Below are 18,072 nucleotides of genomic sequence, written 5' to 3' on the forward strand. Positions count from 1 at the left end.
TTTTACGCAGTAAAATCAGAGAGAGATGTTTTGATTGTGCTAATTGACGGACACTATATGAGCCGTGGAATTCACGTTAGTTTAATCTGCACCTTCAATTGGTGCAAAACCTTGACGTTGAATATTTTCTGTCACCGCGCGTGGTTCTAAAAATTGCAGTAAGTAGTCAGGGCCCCCTGCTTTAGAACCTACTCCCGAAAGTTTGAATCCACCAAAGGGTTGCCGTCCAACGATCGCTCCGGTAATATTGCGGTTGATGTACAAATTCCCAACTTCAAACTCTGTCTCTGCCTGCTGAATGTGCGAAGGTGTTCTAGAATAAAGTCCGCCAGTTAAGGCGAAGTTTGTACCGTTGGCGACTGCTAACGCTTCCTGGAAATCTTTCACCCGAATTACCGCCAGCACAGGGCCAAAAATTTCTTCCTGAGAAATTACCGCATTGGGCGATACTTCACTAAAGATGACTGGGCCAATAAAGTAGCCTTGTTCGGGTGCTGGTAATTCCAACGCCACTTCTGCTTCTGCCTTACCCTTCTCAATATACTCGCAAATGCGATCGCGGGCATTAGCATCAATCACTGGCCCGACTTGTGTACTCGGTAACTCTGCTTCCCCAATGTTCAAGGATTTTGTTGCTTCTACCAATCGTTGCACAAAGGCATCATAAATCGGTTCCAGCACAATCACCCTGGAAGCAGCAGAACATTTTTGTCCGCTGTAACCAAATGCTGACTGCACTATCCCCACAACAGCTTGGTCTAAATCAGCACTTTCATCAACAATAATGGCATTCTTGCCACCCATTTCCGCAATCACCCGTTTCATGTGCTTTTGTCCGGGTTTCAGCGTTGCCGCTTCTGCGTAAATTCGACATCCGACTTCTTGAGAACCTGTAAAAGCAATTACATGAGTATCTGGATGATTGACCAAATAAGCGCCAACTTGCGAACCCTTACCAGGTACGTATTGAAATACACCTTTGGGAAAACCAGCGTCTACCAAGATTTCTGTGAGTTTTGCGGCAATTACAGAAGATGTTTCCGCAGGTTTGAGGAGAGTGCAATTGCCCGAAACCAAAGCTGCAACTGTCATTCCACAAGCGATCGCTAGCGGAAAATTCCAGGGAGAAATCACTACAGCAATTCCGCGTGGCTGGTAAATATAATGATTAGTTTCGCCAGGTATGTCGTAATTCACACCTTTATCTAACCGTTCTATCTCATCAGCGTAATACCGACAGAAATCTATCGCTTCCGAAACCTCTCCATCAGCTTCTTTAACAGGTTTCCCAACTTCCAAAACTATCCAAACTGAAAGTTCAGCACGGCGGAGTTCCATCAAATCACCCGCTTTCCGCAAAATATCAGCGCGTTGTTTAGCTGGTGTTTTCTTCCATTCAGGAAACGCGGCTTTCGCAGCTTGCATCGCCTGTTCTGCTTGTTCAACGTTAATCAACCCAACTTTACCAATTACCTCACTGAACTTAGAAGGATTGAGAGAATCAACAAATTCCGGCGGATTAACATACTCGCCATTAATCAGTGGTAAATATGTTTTACCCAACTGTTGACGAACGCTTTGGAAAGCTTGCGCTGCCTTCTTTCTCACCTCTTCCTCGGCGTAATCGGTATCAGCAGCACCAGAGAAATGAGAGTTAGGAATGGAGTTAGGAGTTAGGAGTGAGGAGTTAGGAGTTAAAGAGTTTTCTTCTTTGACAATTGGCGGCGCTAATAATTCTTCAATCGGTCGATTTTCGAGATTTTGCCGTAAAAAAGAACTATTAGCTGTATTTTCCAACAATCGACGAATTAAATACGCCATTCCAGGTAATAATTCACCGTAAGGACAGTAAACTCTCACCCGATAACCCTTGTCAACCAAAGCCTTGGCAACTTTATCTCCCATACCGTAGAGGACTTGCAACTCAAAGCGACGACGAGGGACATTTAAACTTTCAGCTATGGCAATGGCGCGAGAGTGCGATCGCACATTATGGCTACCAATGGCAGAATAGACATATTGATGATTTTCTAACAACAATTGAGTGATGGTTTCAAAGTTAGCATCAGTTGCGGCTTTGTCGTTGTAAACTGGCTGTGGCCAATGCTTCTGCGCTGCTTTGATAGTTTCTTGATCCCAATATGCGCCCTTCACCAAGCGGATTGTCAGGGGATAACCGCGTTCTTTCAACCAAGAAATTACGTCTTTGGCATCTTGTTCGCTATCACGCAGATATGCTTGAATTGTCATGCCAATATCTGTGCGTTGCCGAAATTCTTCTTCTAGTAAGAGTTTTTTCAGAATACTGAGAGTTATATCCTTATAGGCATACTGTTCCATATCAAAATGGACAGCTGCGCCTAATTCTTTAGCACGACGTAGGAGAATCCGAATGCGATCGCTAACTCGCTCCTCACTACCTTTAGCATCTAATGGATCGAATTGGGAATAAAACGCCGTTAATTTCACAGAAACCTGAACTTTTGGTATCGGTTCGCCATCAGCCTCATCAATCGCCGGAATAACTGCCCAATTCTTCGATGCTTCCACCAATTGTTGCATTAATTCTAGATAGCGTTCTAGATAAGACTGCGCTTCCGCTTCGGTAATAACCGCTTCACCAAGTAAGTCGATGGTGAAAGCCATTTTCTCTTTTCGCAGTCGTTCAACTGTTTTGATGACTTGTTTAATATTTTCCCCAGAAATATATTTATGGGCAAGAGTTTCAACGGCTGTCCCAACGGTTGTAGCAGCAACTTGTCCAGGCATCGAGTCGGGGTTAGCAAAGTTTAGCATTCCCTTCAAAGCTGCCGGCAATTCTACAGATTCATCGCCTAAATATTCTTGTAAATGTGAGGCAATTTCTGATTTACTATGCAAAGCCGGTAGCGTATCTATAAAGCGAAATAGCTGCACCCGCAATCCAGGGTTACTCATTGCCCAAGCTAGTAATTTATCATCCCAACGCATTTGATCCCGCAGGGAAGAAAAAAACGAACGATTTTCCTGCGTTGCGGCGAGAAGTTGTTTAGCAATTTCTTGGGTTTTAGCTTCGTAGGTGCTTGTTTGTACTTGTAATACCACTGATAATAACTCCGTTAATCAAGGCAAGGCTTTTTGTACAAAGCCTGTGTCTTCTATTTTGACGCTTTCATTTAGCTGTCACCATTATGCTGAATTCGGAATTACTATACCGTAAGGATTTCATTGATTTTGAATGATGTAGTTACGCCGTGCGTTCTAGGAACTTGCAATTAAAAAATATTCCTTGCGGGACGCTTGGCGAACGTAGAGGCATTGTGCATTGATGTCAACTTAAGCCAAAACCCTTTTAAAATCTCGTTTTCAGCCTCTGGCTGGAAATGCTACTCTTGGCGGCTCTGCCGCGAGGAGAGGGAGGCGGAGCCTCAATCAGGGACATTCCCAGTCGGAGACTGGGAACGAGATAATCTGCTAAAAGCTTTTTCTAGACTGGCTTTAACCTTAAGTTGACACTAATGGGCATTGCGCCCCGACGACAGATGTGGATTAAATACATAAAAACTGCTATAAACTCGACTATGACAACGCACTTAACAATGCCCGCTTAAATTCGGCTGCACTCTTAAAGTGAATTTCTGGCTTATCAACCAACGCCAAATCAATCACCTGCGCTAGGGGTTGCATAATTGTTGCATCTCGTTGGCGAATTGGTATGGGATTATTCTGTAAAACTGCCAGAAAAGGGTCGCCTATGAAGTTGCGGGGGAAACAACCTGTTAGCATATTGTAGAGACAAGCCGCAACTGCCCAAATATCTACCTCCGGTTGGGCATATTTAAAGTTAAGCACCTGCTGTCGCGGCATAAAAACGGGACTACCAGCTTGAGTCCCAGTCAAAGTTTGACCACTTAAACCAGCTAAGTCAAAGGCCTTAGATAAGCCGTAATCACCGATTTTTGCCACCAGCTTTCCGTCAATCTTAGTCAAGAAGATGTTACTCGGTTTGAGGTCGCGGTGAACTATACCTTTACCTTTGCCAAACTTCCCATCAGCCAGTTTGACATAAGGAAGTTCAACATTGTGGGCATATTCTAAAGCGTCTAAAATTTGGAGAATAATCGGTACTGCAATATCAACAGACAATCGCCCACCCAGTTGTTGCATGAAATCCCATACAGTACCGCCCTCACAATATTCCATTGTCAAAAAGAAGATAATTTCCGAGAAGCCAGAATCCATCAGTTGCACTACATGAGGATGTTGCAAAGCCTTGGTGTTTTCAGTCTCCCGGAGAAACATCTGCACAGCAAAGTCATTCGCCGCCACTGCTGGTAACATAACCTTTAAGGCTATGAACTTGCCAGACTGATTATGCTTTGCTAAATAAACTTCTCCGAATTCACTCGTGCTGAGAAGTTTGACAATATTATAACCGCTAATTGCTTTGAGGCTGCGATCGCCACTCTCAGCCAAATTCAGAAAGTATTTGATGATGTCTAAGAAATAAGTTTGTTGTACTGGGTTATTTTTAACAGTAACATCATCAGGGATGAAGGTTGGTAGATTTACTCGATCTGGATGTATTTCTATACTAACTTTAAAGACAGTGTGACCTAAATTGATTTCGTCGCCTGTTCGTAAGTCATACTCTGGAAATTGGAATTTTACAGCTTCTTCAGCCGTTTGATTTCGTTGGCGTTGTCCAATATTTTTACCGTTAATGTAAGTGCCATTTTTACTACCAAAGTCCCGCACCCGAATATCAGGAGGATTAATATCTAGTAGACAGTGATAGCGGGAGATGCCCCGATGATTCTCATCATCTGGTAACTGAGGATTGCAATCTGGACTTCTACCGATTATGCAACTACTGCGGCAATCAAAAATATATTGCTGTCCTAATAATTGTCCTTGGATAACGGTAAGGATGATTTTAGCTGGCATCTTAACAATAAAAAATTAATGCCCACGATCATAACTTACCTGTATCAGATATCACAGTGGTGAACCACTCATATCCCGCTGATATTTGAAATTAACGGTTCCCCTTCCTGTAGGTGTGGTTGCAATACCCAGCAATTCTCGAAACTCCAAAGTTTCATTGATTTATAACTTGTAAATATATTCGCGTGAACTCACTCCTAACCCTTTACTACAAGTAAGGGGAAGAAAATTTTTCCTCTCTTTCTCGTAGCAAAGTTAGAAGGTGAGGTTCTACTTGAAGTCTTCTACTGCTGTTTTAACAGTATGTACTTATTTTTTCTAATACTCAGAATGGGTATACTGCCTCTATGCCTACAGAAAAATTTATGGATATTTTATTTTATAACTGGCAACACACACTCCAACCCTTTGGCGTCGATCGAGTAGCGGCTGAGAAAGCCTTTAATTTCTTGGTTGAAGCTTACTCTACCCCCGATCGCTATTACCATACACTGAAACACATCGATCGCGTCCTCAGCACAATTGAGGTTTTGCAAGGCTACACCAATAACCTAGCTGCTGTTCAACTAGCTGCCTGGTTTCACGATGTAGTGTATGACACTGAAGCCAAAGATAACGAAGAACGAAGTGCAGACTACGCTTTTGAGTTGCTAAGTAATTTAGGTATTCCAGAAAGTATTATAACTACTGTCACCCGTCTGATTCTGAACACTAAAAACCACCAAGCTGCGGTAAATGACTATGATAGCCAAGTCCTAGTTGATGCAGATTTAGCGATTTTGGCTACTAACCAAGTTGATTATCAAGAATACGCCCATGCTATTCGTCAGGAATATGGCTGGGTGGCAGAGGCAGATTATATCACAGGTCGTCAGAAAATTTTAGAACAATTTTTACAGCGATCGCGTATTTATTTTACGCCTTTAATGTCAGAGTTTGCCGAACCATCTGCTCGTGGCAATATCCAGGCAGAAATTCAATCTTTATCGCCTAGTTAGTTTGACATAACACCATACCGCAAGCGCAGTATGGTGTCTGGTGATTTACCGTCTGCCACCACCACGATGAGGTACTTCAGACACTTCAGTGTCTTCTAGCTTTCTTTTCGGTGCAAACATTTCTTGATGTTGTTGCTGTTGAATTTTTTGTTGTGCAAATTTTACGCGGGTACGAACTCCCACATCGGCATCGGTATCGAGTATTTGCTGAAGTTGATTTATAATCCGTGACGCTTGATCGGGTAAAGTTACTGCTATAGCGATCGCTAGTGTTTCTAAACTCGTCACTGCTGCATAACGCACTATCCACTCTGGATCTTGAGAAATTACTAATAATGCCTCTAATACCTGAGTCTGAACAGATTCCACTTTCTCAGCAGGTAGTTGCTGCCAGCGCAAAGTGCCTAATCCCCTAGCAGCTGCTCGCCGCACGCTTAAGGAAAAATCGTTTTTTGCTGCCTCTAACAAGGTATCCAGCGCCCGGACATCGCCAATTCCCGCTAAGGCGCGAATAGCCCAGGCTCTCGCACTGTAGTTGTAGTCATCAATTAGTTCCAATAGTGACGGTACTGCGACTTCCCCGATCGCAATTAGTCCATCTACTGCCGCCACTGCTGCCCCTGGATTGTTGTAGCCTAAAGCTGCAATCAGAGTGGGAACAGATTCCTCAATACCAGCTGCCGCTAACTCCTGAACTGCGTCTAATAAGCGATCCGAAGAGTCTGCTTCTTCCACAGCACGAATTAATATTTGAGCAAGGTCACTGTTATTCATAATAATTTGCCATGAGTCATTAGGGATCTGCCAATTGTAGCTTAAGCCCTCCGTAGTTGACATCAGACACAAACTCCCTAGCCCTTATCTCGCAGCTATGTTAGGGGTTTATCTGTGGTAAACAGTTGATTTAAGCGTATTAATAACAACTAATGCCTGGGAAATTATGACTACAATAGCGAGTCCATCAAATTTATCACTTTTATCGCACCTGCTGACAAAGTGCTTGTTGCTGTGTGCTTAACTTGATGTTCTAGTAATCCTTTAAGAGAAATTAGCTTCAGGCTATTTTCAGCAAGAGTTTCGGCGATCGCATCTGCTGCGGGTAGATAGCCAATCGCTCCCAAGTCTGCTAACACTGCTCGACGCAATTGCAATTTATCTCCTGCCAGAGCTTTTACTAACCGTTCTCCATAAACTGGTTCTTGGGTTAATTGATACATCGCTCGTGCGGCAGCATATTGCACCAATTCGATTGGATGCTCTAAAAATGGTTTTACCAAGGGGATACACTCAGTTGCCCTCAAGGCTCCCAAGGCTTCCAAAATGGCCTCGTAGGGTTGAGATAAATCAGGCTGCTTTGAGATCAGCTGCTCTCCCTGCAAACCTACTTGTAATAACTCGATCAGGGCGGGAATGCAAACTGGATCGCCCAGCATTTCTAAGGATTGTACCGCCGCTTCCCGGACATAAAAATCTGAGCAGTCTAAACACGCAATTAAAGGTGAGACTGCCTGGCGATCGCCTAGTTTCCCTAAAGCCCTAGCTGCGTTCCGTCGCAGAGGATATCCGCCTTCTGGTGTTCTGTCGGCTTCATCCTCTAACGCTTTAATCAATCCTGTAACCGCAGCTGCTTCACAGATCCGAAACCTACCCAACCACCAGGCAGCATAAAAGCGCAGACCTAAATCTGCACTCTCTAGATTAGCGATCGCTTGCTCTACTGTTAAAGATTCATCATCGCCAGAGTTACCTGTCGGTGATAAATCTTCAAATTTTTGCGGACTAGAATTCATTATGAAGAAGGAGGATCGCTTTGTTCGCTATTTGTTTTAGCTTCAGCGTTCAATGGCTGAATGCTGACTATTTTGCCACCCAAGCGAGTAATCCGCTGCATTTCTTGATTCATCCGGTTCTCAGGTACTGTGAAAAACACAGTAGCACTAGAACGAATAGGATAGTTGGTTTTTTCAGTTTCTTCGCTTTGGCGCAAACCCACTACTTCATACCGAAAGTAGCGACTACTCGTACTGCTAATTGCTCCAACCATAAAATTAATTCCCAATTCTAGATCGTCATTAGTCGTTTGCCCTTAAAAATGACTATTGACTAATGACTATTGACACTAAAGAGGTTTCACACTTGCTATTTTACCACCTTGTTTTACCACTCTCTGGAAGTAACTAGATAGTTCTTCATAAGGTATAACCACCGCTTGATTGACGCGGCGTGTGCTGGGATACCCAGATCCAAAAACACCTGCTACTTCAATGCGGTAAAGTCTGCCTTCTTTACCAAAGGTTCCCGCACCACCAAAAGTACTGTTGGGGGTAACGCCTTTTTCAGAAGCAACGTATGAAAAGCCTGAAGAAGCACCGGAGGGAGGAACAATGACGGATGCGCTATTGCGACCTAGTTCGCTGGCAAGGCGGGTGTCTTTGCCTTTGAGTTGGGAGGTATCGCTACTGGCATAGCCGCGATAAAGTTGAAATATCCGGGTAAATCCGACAGTTTTTTGTCCTGTTTGGGTTTCAAAGCCGCGATAGTAAGGCACTATATTTTCACCAAAGTTAGATTGATACTCTGGCGAATCAATATAAGAATCGATGTCGGCTTCATATCCCTTGGTTTGATACAAGTCTAAGTGATAGACGACATCAGACTCATCATAAGGGGCACGACCTAACAAATGTTTGTAGTTCAGTTCGATGACGCGAGTTTGGAAGTTGTCGTAGAAAAATTTGGTTTTGTACAGTTCCGATTTAGCTACTTGACGCACAAACTCTTGCACTGTAATTTTTCCATCGCGGAGGATCGATTCAGCACTTGTTAGGCGGTCAGATGCCAATATGTAGTTGTTGCCCAAAACTTGACGATAGACGGCAGCAATTACTCTTTCGATGTCTTCTTTGGTTGCATTCGGACGCAATTCCACAGGAGACTGATCGCTAAAAGGTTCTGTTCCCAGACGGGAAGCTGCTGTTGTAATAGCCATTGGTAATTTTCCTTTTGTAATTAGTAGTTGGAAAAATTAGGAGTTAGGAGTTAAGAGTTAGGACTTAAGAGTAGGGATATAGTTAGGAATTTAAAACTCATAACTTCTAACTCCTCACTCCTCACTTCTAACTCCTCACTCCTAACTCCTCACTTAATTCCCCAATTCCCTATTTATACGGCTGTAATGCTAATAACCTTACTGCCCTTGCGATTCAACTGCTGTAATTTACTAGAAAGTTGCTCGTAGGGTACGATCAATTCCGCAGTACCGCGCCGTACTACAGCTGAGTTTGGGGAAGCTGCTTGTAGTACTCTGATCCGGTATGTTTCGCCGCGACCACCTGTAGAGAGTCCTGTTAAGGCTCCAGCAGAGACTGGATAAATGGGTGAAGCTAAATTCTTAGCCACTTCCCAAGTGAGGCGTCCTTGTTTTTGTCCTTGAGCGCGATCGCTATTGGCATAACCCCGATAAAGTTGGAACAGTCGGCTATAGCCAACATTTTTCTGTCCTACTTGACTTTTAAAGCCTCTGTAGTAGGGCACAATATTTTCGCCAAAACTCTCTTGATATTCTAATGAGTCAATGTAGGAATTAATCTCAGCTTCATAACCTTGTGAGTTGTAAAGCTCAACATGGTACGAAATCTCTGACTCATCTTCTGGGGCACGCCCCAATAAATGCTTATAATTCAACTCGATAAACCGAGTTTGGGAGTTGGAGTAGAAAAACTTATCCCGATAGAGTTCTGATTGAGCAATGGCTAGCACAAATCCCCTTACGGTGATTACACCTTGCTGCAATAGTGATTCTGCACTCTCTAGACGGTCTCCTTCTAGTAGATATGCATTACCCAAAACCTGACGGTAAGCCGCCCGGATAACCACTGCCACATCGGCTTCTGTTCTATCAGGGCGTAGTTCTACTGGTGCTGAATTTTCAAACGCTGCAATCCCTAATCTTGCTGCTTGTCCCAAAGCTGCCATCTTTTACCTCCTCAGTTTTAACTGCAAAACTGAAAACTTTTTAGAAAATTTTTTCTAGTCTTTTAACAGTCTTTTTGAAATTGACACTCACCTTACTTTAAATCAGGTGATTTTTAAGACATAGCTGCCTTAATATCCTGTTTCCACAGGTTCCCAGGCTCACCTTATCAGTTTGGCAGTCCCTCATGGGAGAGAAAAACCTTCAGAAGTTCTCTGTCAGACACTACGCGTAGCTTCCTTCCCTGTAGGGGGCGCGGACTCGCTAACGTTGCACTAGCATCTTTCCTTCCTTACGGAACGTTCCGCCAACACGTAGCGTCTCCTAAGAGAAGGTAGAAGATTGCGCTCGCTGCCTCACCACATCTGCCACTAGGGCGTAGTGATATCTCCTTACGTTATTTCGGGCGTATACTTTCCCCCAGTCCGAGGGTAGGTGTTTAAATCTTGTACTGACAAAAATATTGTGCCAATTGACGGTAGCTTAAAAGAGGCACTGGGTTGTGAACTTTCCCAAATTTGTAGCAAATACCGTGCTACGTCGGCAGCTTTCATCCCTGTTCTAAAGCAAAAAATACAGAACTACGTTCCTCTTTCTCCAGGGTTTTCTGCTAGTTTTTCTTAAAAAACTGCCCGGAGAGATAAACAACTCATAGAACTTACTTGTCATAAGAGCTGATTTCCTCTCCGGGCTAAAGAAACACTCTAGCTTAGAGTATTGATTACATAGTCGATGTAGGAATTTGCTTCAACACCTGGATCGCCGCTTAGACCGTGGTTAGCTTTGATGTACTTGAGAGCTTCAATGTACCAGCTAGGAGACAGATCAAAAGTCCGGTTGATTTCAGCCAAGCCAGAAATCAAGAAGTCATCCAAGGGACCTGTGCCACCAACAACTAAAGCGTATGTGATAATCCGCAAGTAGTAGCCGACATCACGTACACACTTGCTCTTGCCGCGTGCATCAGCCGCGAAGTTGGGCCCTTGTTGTTGAGTGGTGTAAGGGTACTTGTTATACACCGCTTGAGCAGCACCTTCAGTCAAGCGTTGAGCATTGGCGCTTAAAGCTTTTGCTGCTTGTAAGCTAGCTGGAGCTTGACGGAAGCGACCAAAAGCAACTTGAATTTCGGTGCTGCTGAGGTAGCGTCCTTGAGAATCAGCCGATGCAATTGCTTCCGTTAGAGGTGTTTTTGACATTTTGCTATCTCCCTTTTACAAACTTTATGGTTGAAATTTTGTTTTGTCCTATGGACAATTATTTAGTCAACATCAGCAATGCTTGGCTTAAGCCACAGCAGCAGCAGCACGATCGAAATAGCTAGCTATTTCAGATGACAGAGCGCTGCAATCTCCTCTGGTGATGTTGTTGGTATCGTTGACAATGGCCAAAGAAGCTTGTTTCAGCTTTTGAATACCAACAGCAACTGAAGCTCCTGGGGTTCCCAATGCTAAATAGGTTTCCCGCAAACCATTGAGGGCACGGTCATCTAGCACGCTGGAATCGCCAGCAAAGATAGCGTAGGTGATATAGCGAAGAATGATGTCCAAGTCTCTGATGCAAGCAGCAGCGCGACGGCTGGTGTAAGCATTACCACCAGGAGTGATCAATTGGGGTTGTTCTGCCCACAAATCACGAGCGGCAGCAGCAACAAGAGCAGACGCATTGCTGGTAATCCGGTTAACGGCATCTGTACGCTTGTTACCATCTTTGACTAGTTCGCTCAACGCATCCAATTGTGCATCGGAGAGATATTCCCCACGTGTATCAGCTTGGGAAACTACTTTTGCAAATGCATCTAAAACCATTGCGTTAAATCTCCTACTTTGCTTGGTTAAGAATAATTGGACTCAAAACTGAGTGGTTCAGTTGATTTTTGATGTCAGCACTGCCTGACGAGTTACGAAAGGTTTAAAACAGACATCCCAGAAATAAGTTTACGATCTCCAGGCTTTCAGATTAAAACTTTTGTTAAAAAACTTCAAACTTCTATGAACGACTGGAAAACCTGATTAAGATGTTGTTTTTTACTTCCAAGTTCTCTTTATACAATGCTGCCGTATCATTATTTATTACAAATTATTGTTATGTTTGTGAAATTTGTTTACATAACTTCATATTGTGGTCTATGTTTAGTTTACGAGCCGAGCGCTGCTCTTGTGGGAGGGCAACAAGTGTTGTAGTTACTGTAACTTTGTAGTTATGTCTGATATGTCTTATGTAAAATTACTCAAATTTATTTTGGAGAAAGGCAATAACGCGCTTGAATGCTTGGGAGTCTTGGTAAAGAAAGCCGTGACCACCCTTAAAGAACTCTAAATACGAACCTGGTATCTGTTTGTGCATTGCCTCAAGATTGGCAGGAGGAGATATGCCATCGTGATGACCGCCGCAGATATAGACAGGAATATGCAGTTGAGAAAGTCGATTATATGTATCGTGAGCAGCACGAGCCTCAAGCTGGCGACGACGCCCAACTTCACGACTTGGTTGGTCTGTACCCGCTTGAAAAACTGCTAGTGTCAGCTTCACTAATTCCTGAAATTGTGTAGTTCGGCTAGAGAGCCAAGCTTCCTCTTGCCAACGGGTATCAGCAATTGTGATTTGCCGATGAGCTAGTTCTTCAGTAGGAAGGTTCGCGAGTTCATGTAGTGGATATGACGACCCACCAGCACCGCCACTACTGGTACAGGCCAAAACAAGACGTTTAACGCGGTGTGGATAGCGCAGTGCCAACTCTTGAGCTACCATACCCCCAAAGGAAATTCCGATGACATGAGCGTTCTCCCACCCGACTGCATTTAACAAAGAGTCTGCATCGGCAGCGTAATCTGCTATGGTGTAAGGAATATCAGGTTTTGAGGTTTGACCCAAACCGCGCTGATCGTAGGCTAAGATTTCAAAGTGTGGGGCTAATGGTGAGTCAAAAATAGTCGGCGATCGCTGCAAATCTACTCCAGTACCACTAATACTGAGCAGGCGTTCACCAGTGCCACGAATCTCATAATACATTTGCAGATCGCGAACAGATACAAATGGCATGAGTATTTTTCCTGATGCATTTCGGCTAATTTGGCTGAGGGAGCGATCGCAATATCTCTAAATAAGCATTTTCCTCGAAATATTGTATGTTATTATACACATTTTTGGGCAATCAGAATCCTCAAAGGGTGCGCAAGTATAGCACCCTTTAATATGTAGTATTTACTACTTTTTAATTCCTACCAAACACACTGCTAAGGGCACGCGCCATATTTTGCGGCTGCATTGCATCCATTGCGGCGGTGGGTTCGTAGCCACAATGAACCATACAATCAGCACACTTAGGATTACCACTCTTCTGGCCGTATTGACTCCAGTCAGTTTGTGCGAGTAATTCCTTAAAGGTAGAGTAATAACCTTCGTTCAGCAGATAGCAAGGTTTTTGCCAGCCGAGAACGCTATAACTAGGGCTACCCCAAGGCGTACATTCGTAGTCCTTCTCACCAGTGAGAAAATCTAGGAATAACGGATTGTGATTAAAGTTCCAATTTTTTTCACCACTTTTGTATGGAGCCAGAATTTCTCGGAAGAGGGCGCGGGTTTGTTCGCGGTGGAGAAAATGATCTTGATCTGGTGCCCACTCGTAACTGTAGCCAGGAGAAATCATCATCCCGTCAGTATTTAGTGTTTCCAGAAAGTTGAAAAACTCTTGCATATCTTTAGGTTCAGTACCTTCAAAGATAGTGGTGTTAGTTGTAACACGAAAGCCTTTAGCTTTAGCGGCGCGAATGGCTTTCACAGCAATATCAAAAACACCTTTACGATCGACGCAGCGATCGTGTAATTCCCGCATTCCATCTAAATGTACGCTGAAAGTGAGGTAAGGAGAAGGTTGAAACTTATCCAGGCTCTTTTCTAACAACAAACCATTGGTACACAAGTAAATATATTTCTTGCGCTCAATTAATCCCTGGACAATCTCATCAATCTGGGGGTGCAGCAGAGGTTCTCCGCCAGGAATGGAGACAACTGGTGCGCCACACTCTTCCACAGCGGCAAAACACTGTTCTGGGGTGAGATTTTGCTTTAAAATTTCCTTTGGATGTTGGATTTTACCACAACCAGTACAAGCGAGATTACACCGAAAAAGAGGTTCTAACATCAACACTAAGGGGAAGCGTTTGCGTCCTTTCAAACGCTGAGTAACAAGATACTTCCCAATATCCATAGCTTGTTGTAGATTAACTGCCATTGTTGCGATCGCTCCTCTTTTAAAGATAAATGCACCACTTTCTCAACCCCAAGATTTATCTGTGGGGTCTTCAGTTTTGAATGCGTGAATTTTGAATTTTGAATTTCCCAGAGGGGTTGACATATCCTTGAGCAACAAACCAATCCACAGCATCTTTGAGTGCGGCGTTTAGCGAAGATTGGGGTAGATCCAATTCTCGTACAGCCTTGGAAGCATTGTAATACATAGGTTGTTTCGCCATCCGAACGCCATCTAATGGTACTGAGGGCGATTTACCCAATGGTGCGAGAATCTTTTCATCAACCCAGGCAACACTCAGGGGCAACCAAGCGGGTACTGTTTGTTGAGGTGCGCTCAGACCTGTGATATCGGCGAGTTGTTCGAGTAGTTGCTTGAGACTGAGGTTTTGATGACCTAAGATATAGCGATCGCCAGATTTACCCCGTTGCAAAGCCAGTAAATGCCCCCATGCCACATCCCGCACGTCGATAAAATTTAGACCAGTATCCAAGTAAAAGGGCATTTTTCGTCGTAAAAACCGCAAGATTATATCACCCGTCGGGGTAGGTTTGATATCCAACGAGCCAATCGGACTGCTGGGATTGACAATAACTACCTCCTGACCTGTAGCAACGGCTTGCATCGCTTCTTGTTCAGCCAAAAACTTAGACTTTTTGTAGTCACCCACCAACTTTTCTAAGGGACTCTGATGTGTTTCATCCACAACTTCCCCTGACGCTCCTACCCCAATCGCTGCCACTGAACTCGTGTAGACGGTGCGCTCAATATTAGCTTTGCGAGCTGCTGCCAACACATTGCGCGTACCCAGGACATTGTAACGGTGGAGTAATTCTCGGTCTGTCTGCCAGAGGGAATAATGAGCTGCTACATGAAATAGATATTGACAACCTCCCATCTGTTGCCAGAGATTTGGATCGTTCAAATCGCCTTTGACAATTTTCACATCCAAACCGCGTAGATTCTCCAAATTGCTGGTTGAGCGTACCAGTGCTTTGACGGCATATCCTTCTTGTAGGAGCAACCGTACCAAATGAGCGCCAATAAAACCCGTCCCCCCCGTGACAAAAACCTGCATCAACTTGCCCCCTGCTCCTCTGCTTCCCTGCTCCCCCTCTTCTTAAACCGGGGAAACCAATCATCCAAAATGGTGTAGACTACTGGCACAACAATCAAACTGAGAATAGTTGAAGTTACTAGTCCACCTGCGATCGCTACAGCCATCGGCGATCGCAATTCGGAACCAGCACCCAAACCCAAAGCGATCGGCAGCATCCCTAAAATAGTGGAGGCCGTGGTCATCATAATTGGTCTGAGGCGCACTAGTCCGGTGTTGAGAATCGCCTCTGTACGGTTTAAGCCAGCATTGCGTAACTGGTTGATATAATCTACAAGCAAAATCGCATTTTTATTTGCCAGCCCCAGCAAAAAGACGAAACCGATCAATGAGATCATACCAAAGTCGCTCTTGGTAATTAGTAGCGCCAACATCGCCCCCACTAATGCTAAAGGCAAAGAGACACCAATAACTAAAGGGTCTACCCAGCTTTTGAATAGTAAAATTAGTACCACAACAATACATAGGGCAGATAGAGCTAAAGTACTGCCGAAACTGCTAAAAACCTTATTTTGGTTAGCAGAGTCTCCTCCTAAATTTAAAGAAACATTAGAGGGTAACACCGCGTTTGCTTCAGCTACCACTTTGTCAGTGGCATCACCCAAAGACAGATCCTTGCCAAGATTAGCACTGATGTAGGCCACCCGCTGATTATTCAGACGCTCGATCTGAAAAACTGTGCCTTGTGGATTTGTTTCACCTGTAACTGTGACATCAACGAATCCCGGTAGCCTTTGAATTCTTTCTTTAATTGCTTTGACTGCTTTGCTCAAAGCTTGGAGATTATCACCTTGTAATGCTATTTGCAGGGGTTTTTGACCGCCAGAATCGACAAATTGAATATCTTCAACACTAGTAGTTACCCCAGAAAGAACAGGTAAGGAGGAGCGCAACTGGTCTTGTAATTCCGCAGTTGCGATCGTGCGATTTTCCTTTAACTTTACATATAGTGTCCCTTTATTTGGTTCACCCTCACGAGAACCAACTGTGGTAAATACTGTTTCAACTGCTGGTGATTTTCTGACTACATTTTCTAATTTCTTCGCAACCTCAAGAGAATCATTTAAAGGGTTGGGGATTGGGGATTGGGGGCTGGGGACTGGGGATTGGGGACTGGGGACTGGGGATTGGGGACTGGGATTTATCCCTTCTTCCCCTGCCCCTCTGCTCCCCTGCCCCTCTGCCCCCCGGTCACTGAGCGTAGCCGAAGTGCTGCTCCCCTGCCCCTCTCCTCCACTAGGAATACTCGGCAAAGGAGCCGTATAAGCAATATTAAATTCGCCGCGATCGAGTTTGGGAATAAATCCTTTGGGAATTAGTGGAATCAGTGCTATACCTGCGATGAAACTGAGTGCAGCTAACCCGATAACTATCTTGCGGTGATTTAAAGACCAACTGAGCAAATTTCTGTAAGATTGGGTAAACGCCACCCAGATTTTTGCTTCTCGACGTGGAGAGAGTGAGGATTTAGGTTTGAGCCAGTAGATAGCTAGAACTGGAGATAAAGTCCGAGCAACTAGCATAGAAGCCAGCATCGCGGCTGAAACAGTTATGCCGAAAGGCTTGAAGAACTGACCAATTACCCCACCCATTAAACCTATGGGTAGAAAAACTGCTACTGCTGTCAAAGTGGCGGCGGTAACTGTCAACCCAATCTCATTTGTAGCTAAAAGCGCTGCTTGGCGAGGAGTTTCCCCATCGTCAACGTGTCGCATGATGTTTTCCACATCGACGATCGCATCATCAACAATACTACCAATCACTAAAGCTAAAGCCAGCAGGGTGATTGTTTCCAGGTTGAAGCCGAAAATCGCCATGACGATAAACGTCGCCAATAAAGATGTAGGAATCGCCAAGGCAGAGATTAGAGTTGCCCGCCAATTCCACAAAAAAGGAAAAATTACCACTATCGATAACAAAACTGCTTCCAATAAAGCATCGATTGTTGACTGGGTGGCTTGGCGGATATATTCTGCTTGGGTGGCAGCTAAGGTGAGTTTGACATCTTTGAGGGTACGTAGCCTTTGAACTTCTTTCTCAACCCGACTCACTACTTCCAAAGTATTAGCATTACCGCGTTTGATTACCTGAAATGCGAGTGCATCTTGACCGTTAAACCGGACTAATGTCGCCCCACCTTGGGGGACTGTTGCATTCGCATTCGCTGGATTTATCGGAGGAGTTGCCGTCGCAGCGCCTAGTAGTGAGACTTTTAATACTCCTGGTAATTTAGCGATCGCACTGACAATCTCATCTTGCGCCAACTTCGTCAAATCTTTGAGATTCCGTGTAGGACTCTCTATGGCATAACTAATGGCGGCTGACTCGTTTAGATTTAGGGGAATAATTTTAGAAGTCGCTCCTTGAGGTAAAGTTAGCTGCTTTAGGGCAGTTTCAACCTTTTTGGTCGATGTTTCTAAATTTGTCCCAACCGCAAAAGAAAGGGCAACAGCTGTTTGACTAGGATAGGTTGATGAGCGGATATTCTCCAGTCCTTCTAGGGAGCGGAGGCGTTCTTCTAGGGGTTTAGTGAGCTTCGCTTCTGTATCCAGGGCAGTTGTCAGAGGAGCTGTAGCATTTACAACCACCACTGGAAAGGTAATATCTGGAAACAAGGCATACTTAAGGGAACTGAAAGCTAGAACTCCAGCTACCGTTACGGCAATCCAAAAACTCACCGTCAGCCACGAAAATTGAATCGCCAATTTGGAAATATTGAAGAGTTCTCGTGCGGATTTGGAGTTATGAAGCTTTACCATCTTTGAAAATTATCGTGTGGATGACACAATTATTTAGTCATGCTACAGCA

At 44.3% G+C, this 18,072-nt stretch carries 14 protein-coding genes; 1 reads left to right on the forward strand and 13 read right to left on the reverse strand.

Translation table 11 applies throughout. The features are described 5' to 3' along the window. Positions 1–81: 81 nt before the first annotated feature. Both pruA and RMY64_RS14390 read right to left on the reverse strand, forming a co-directional pair. Positions 82–3,084, reverse strand: coding sequence for an L-glutamate gamma-semialdehyde dehydrogenase (pruA, locus tag RMY64_RS14385; protein ID WP_322700364.1), 3,003 nt, complete (start codon positions 3,082–3,084; stop codon positions 82–84). Positions 3,085–3,558: 474 nt separating this feature from the next. Further along, on the reverse strand, positions 3,559–4,926 hold the full coding sequence (locus RMY64_RS14390; protein WP_322700365.1) for a protein kinase domain-containing protein: 1,368 nt from the start codon (positions 4,924–4,926) through the stop codon (positions 3,559–3,561). 347 nt (positions 4,927–5,273) lie between these two features. Between RMY64_RS14390 and RMY64_RS14395 the strand changes: the two genes are divergently transcribed. Beyond that, positions 5,274–5,924, forward strand: a complete 651-nt coding sequence (locus RMY64_RS14395; protein WP_322673577.1) for a hypothetical protein — start codon at positions 5,274–5,276, stop codon at positions 5,922–5,924. Between the two features lie 45 nt (positions 5,925–5,969). On the opposite strand, the gene RMY64_RS14400 is transcribed toward RMY64_RS14395, so the two are convergent. The 11 genes from RMY64_RS14400 to RMY64_RS14450 all read right to left on the reverse strand — a co-directional run bounded on the left by RMY64_RS14400 (position 5,970) and on the right by RMY64_RS14450 (position 18,022). After that, complete coding sequence (locus tag RMY64_RS14400; protein ID WP_322700366.1) at positions 5,970–6,761, reverse strand: HEAT repeat domain-containing protein; 792 nt, start codon at positions 6,759–6,761, stop codon at positions 5,970–5,972. Positions 6,762–6,868: 107 nt separating this feature from the next. Further along, positions 6,869–7,714, reverse strand: a complete 846-nt coding sequence (locus RMY64_RS14405) for a HEAT repeat domain-containing protein (RefSeq protein ID WP_322700367.1) — start codon at positions 7,712–7,714, stop codon at positions 6,869–6,871. Next, a complete protein-coding gene (locus RMY64_RS14410; RefSeq protein ID WP_322673574.1) occupies positions 7,714–7,968 on the reverse strand; it encodes a phycobilisome linker polypeptide in 255 nt (84 codons plus the stop codon). Before RMY64_RS14410 ends, RMY64_RS14405 begins: the two co-directional genes overlap by 1 nt. Positions 7,969–8,043: 75 nt before the next feature. Continuing rightward, positions 8,044–8,913, reverse strand: coding sequence for a phycobilisome linker polypeptide (locus RMY64_RS14415; protein WP_322673573.1), 870 nt, complete (start codon positions 8,911–8,913; stop codon positions 8,044–8,046). Between the two features lie 173 nt (positions 8,914–9,086). Further along, a complete protein-coding gene (locus RMY64_RS14420) occupies positions 9,087–9,899 on the reverse strand; it encodes a phycobilisome linker polypeptide (RefSeq protein ID WP_322700368.1) in 813 nt (270 codons plus the stop codon). A 702-nt stretch (positions 9,900–10,601) separates the two neighbouring features. Then, positions 10,602–11,093 (reverse strand): phycocyanin subunit alpha, encoded by a 492-nt coding sequence (cpcA, locus tag RMY64_RS14425; RefSeq protein ID WP_322673571.1) that lies wholly within the window; start codon positions 11,091–11,093, stop codon positions 10,602–10,604. 87 nt (positions 11,094–11,180) lie between these two features. After that, the gene (locus tag RMY64_RS14430) at positions 11,181–11,702 is read right to left on the reverse strand and encodes a phycocyanin subunit beta (protein ID WP_322673570.1); all 522 of its coding nucleotides are present in this window, start codon (positions 11,700–11,702) and stop codon (positions 11,181–11,183) included. A 418-nt stretch (positions 11,703–12,120) separates the two neighbouring features. Next, the gene (locus tag RMY64_RS14435) at positions 12,121–12,936 is read right to left on the reverse strand and encodes an alpha/beta hydrolase (RefSeq protein WP_322700369.1); all 816 of its coding nucleotides are present in this window, start codon (positions 12,934–12,936) and stop codon (positions 12,121–12,123) included. A gap of 172 nt (positions 12,937–13,108) precedes the next feature. After that, the gene (hpnH, locus tag RMY64_RS14440; protein WP_322673568.1) at positions 13,109–14,128 is read right to left on the reverse strand and encodes an adenosyl-hopene transferase HpnH; all 1,020 of its coding nucleotides are present in this window, start codon (positions 14,126–14,128) and stop codon (positions 13,109–13,111) included. Positions 14,129–14,198: 70 nt separating this feature from the next. Further along, entirely contained in the window at positions 14,199–15,224 is a 1,026-nt protein-coding gene (gene hpnA, locus RMY64_RS14445) for a hopanoid-associated sugar epimerase (RefSeq protein WP_322700370.1), read from the reverse strand. Next, complete coding sequence (locus tag RMY64_RS14450) at positions 15,224–18,022, reverse strand: efflux RND transporter permease subunit (protein WP_322700371.1); 2,799 nt, start codon at positions 18,020–18,022, stop codon at positions 15,224–15,226. The genes hpnA and RMY64_RS14450 overlap by 1 nt, the downstream gene beginning before the upstream one ends. Positions 18,023–18,072 lie beyond the last annotated feature (50 nt).

This window comes from Nostoc sp. DedQUE08 (assembly GCF_034530895.1).
Lineage (GTDB): Bacteria > Cyanobacteriota > Cyanobacteriia > Cyanobacteriales > Nostocaceae > Nostoc.

Excerpts from the sequence above, each read along its gene's own strand:
- RMY64_RS14390 (WP_322700365.1), bottom strand. The coding sequence starts at position 4,926 with ATGCCAGCTAAAATCATCCTTACCGTTATCCAAGGACAATTATTAGGA.
- RMY64_RS14395 (WP_322673577.1), top strand. The coding sequence starts at position 5,274 with ATGCCTACAGAAAAATTTATGGATATTTTATTTTATAACTGGCAACAC.
- RMY64_RS14400 (WP_322700366.1), bottom strand. The coding sequence starts at position 6,761 with ATGTCAACTACGGAGGGCTTAAGCTACAATTGGCAGATCCCTAATGAC.
- RMY64_RS14405 (WP_322700367.1), bottom strand. The coding sequence starts at position 7,714 with ATGAATTCTAGTCCGCAAAAATTTGAAGATTTATCACCGACAGGTAAC.
- RMY64_RS14410 (WP_322673574.1), bottom strand. The coding sequence starts at position 7,968 with ATGGTTGGAGCAATTAGCAGTACGAGTAGTCGCTACTTTCGGTATGAA.
- RMY64_RS14415 (WP_322673573.1), bottom strand. The coding sequence starts at position 8,913 with ATGGCTATTACAACAGCAGCTTCCCGTCTGGGAACAGAACCTTTTAGC.
- RMY64_RS14420 (WP_322700368.1), bottom strand. The coding sequence starts at position 9,899 with ATGGCAGCTTTGGGACAAGCAGCAAGATTAGGGATTGCAGCGTTTGAA.
- cpcA (WP_322673571.1), bottom strand. The coding sequence starts at position 11,093 with ATGTCAAAAACACCTCTAACGGAAGCAATTGCATCGGCTGATTCTCAA.
- RMY64_RS14430 (WP_322673570.1), bottom strand. The coding sequence starts at position 11,702 with ATGGTTTTAGATGCATTTGCAAAAGTAGTTTCCCAAGCTGATACACGT.
- RMY64_RS14435 (WP_322700369.1), bottom strand. The coding sequence starts at position 12,936 with ATGCCATTTGTATCTGTTCGCGATCTGCAAATGTATTATGAGATTCGT.
- hpnH (WP_322673568.1), bottom strand. The coding sequence starts at position 14,128 with ATGGCAGTTAATCTACAACAAGCTATGGATATTGGGAAGTATCTTGTT.
- hpnA (WP_322700370.1), bottom strand. The coding sequence starts at position 15,224 with ATGCAGGTTTTTGTCACGGGGGGGACGGGTTTTATTGGCGCTCATTTG.
- RMY64_RS14450 (WP_322700371.1), bottom strand. The coding sequence starts at position 18,022 with ATGGTAAAGCTTCATAACTCCAAATCCGCACGAGAACTCTTCAATATT.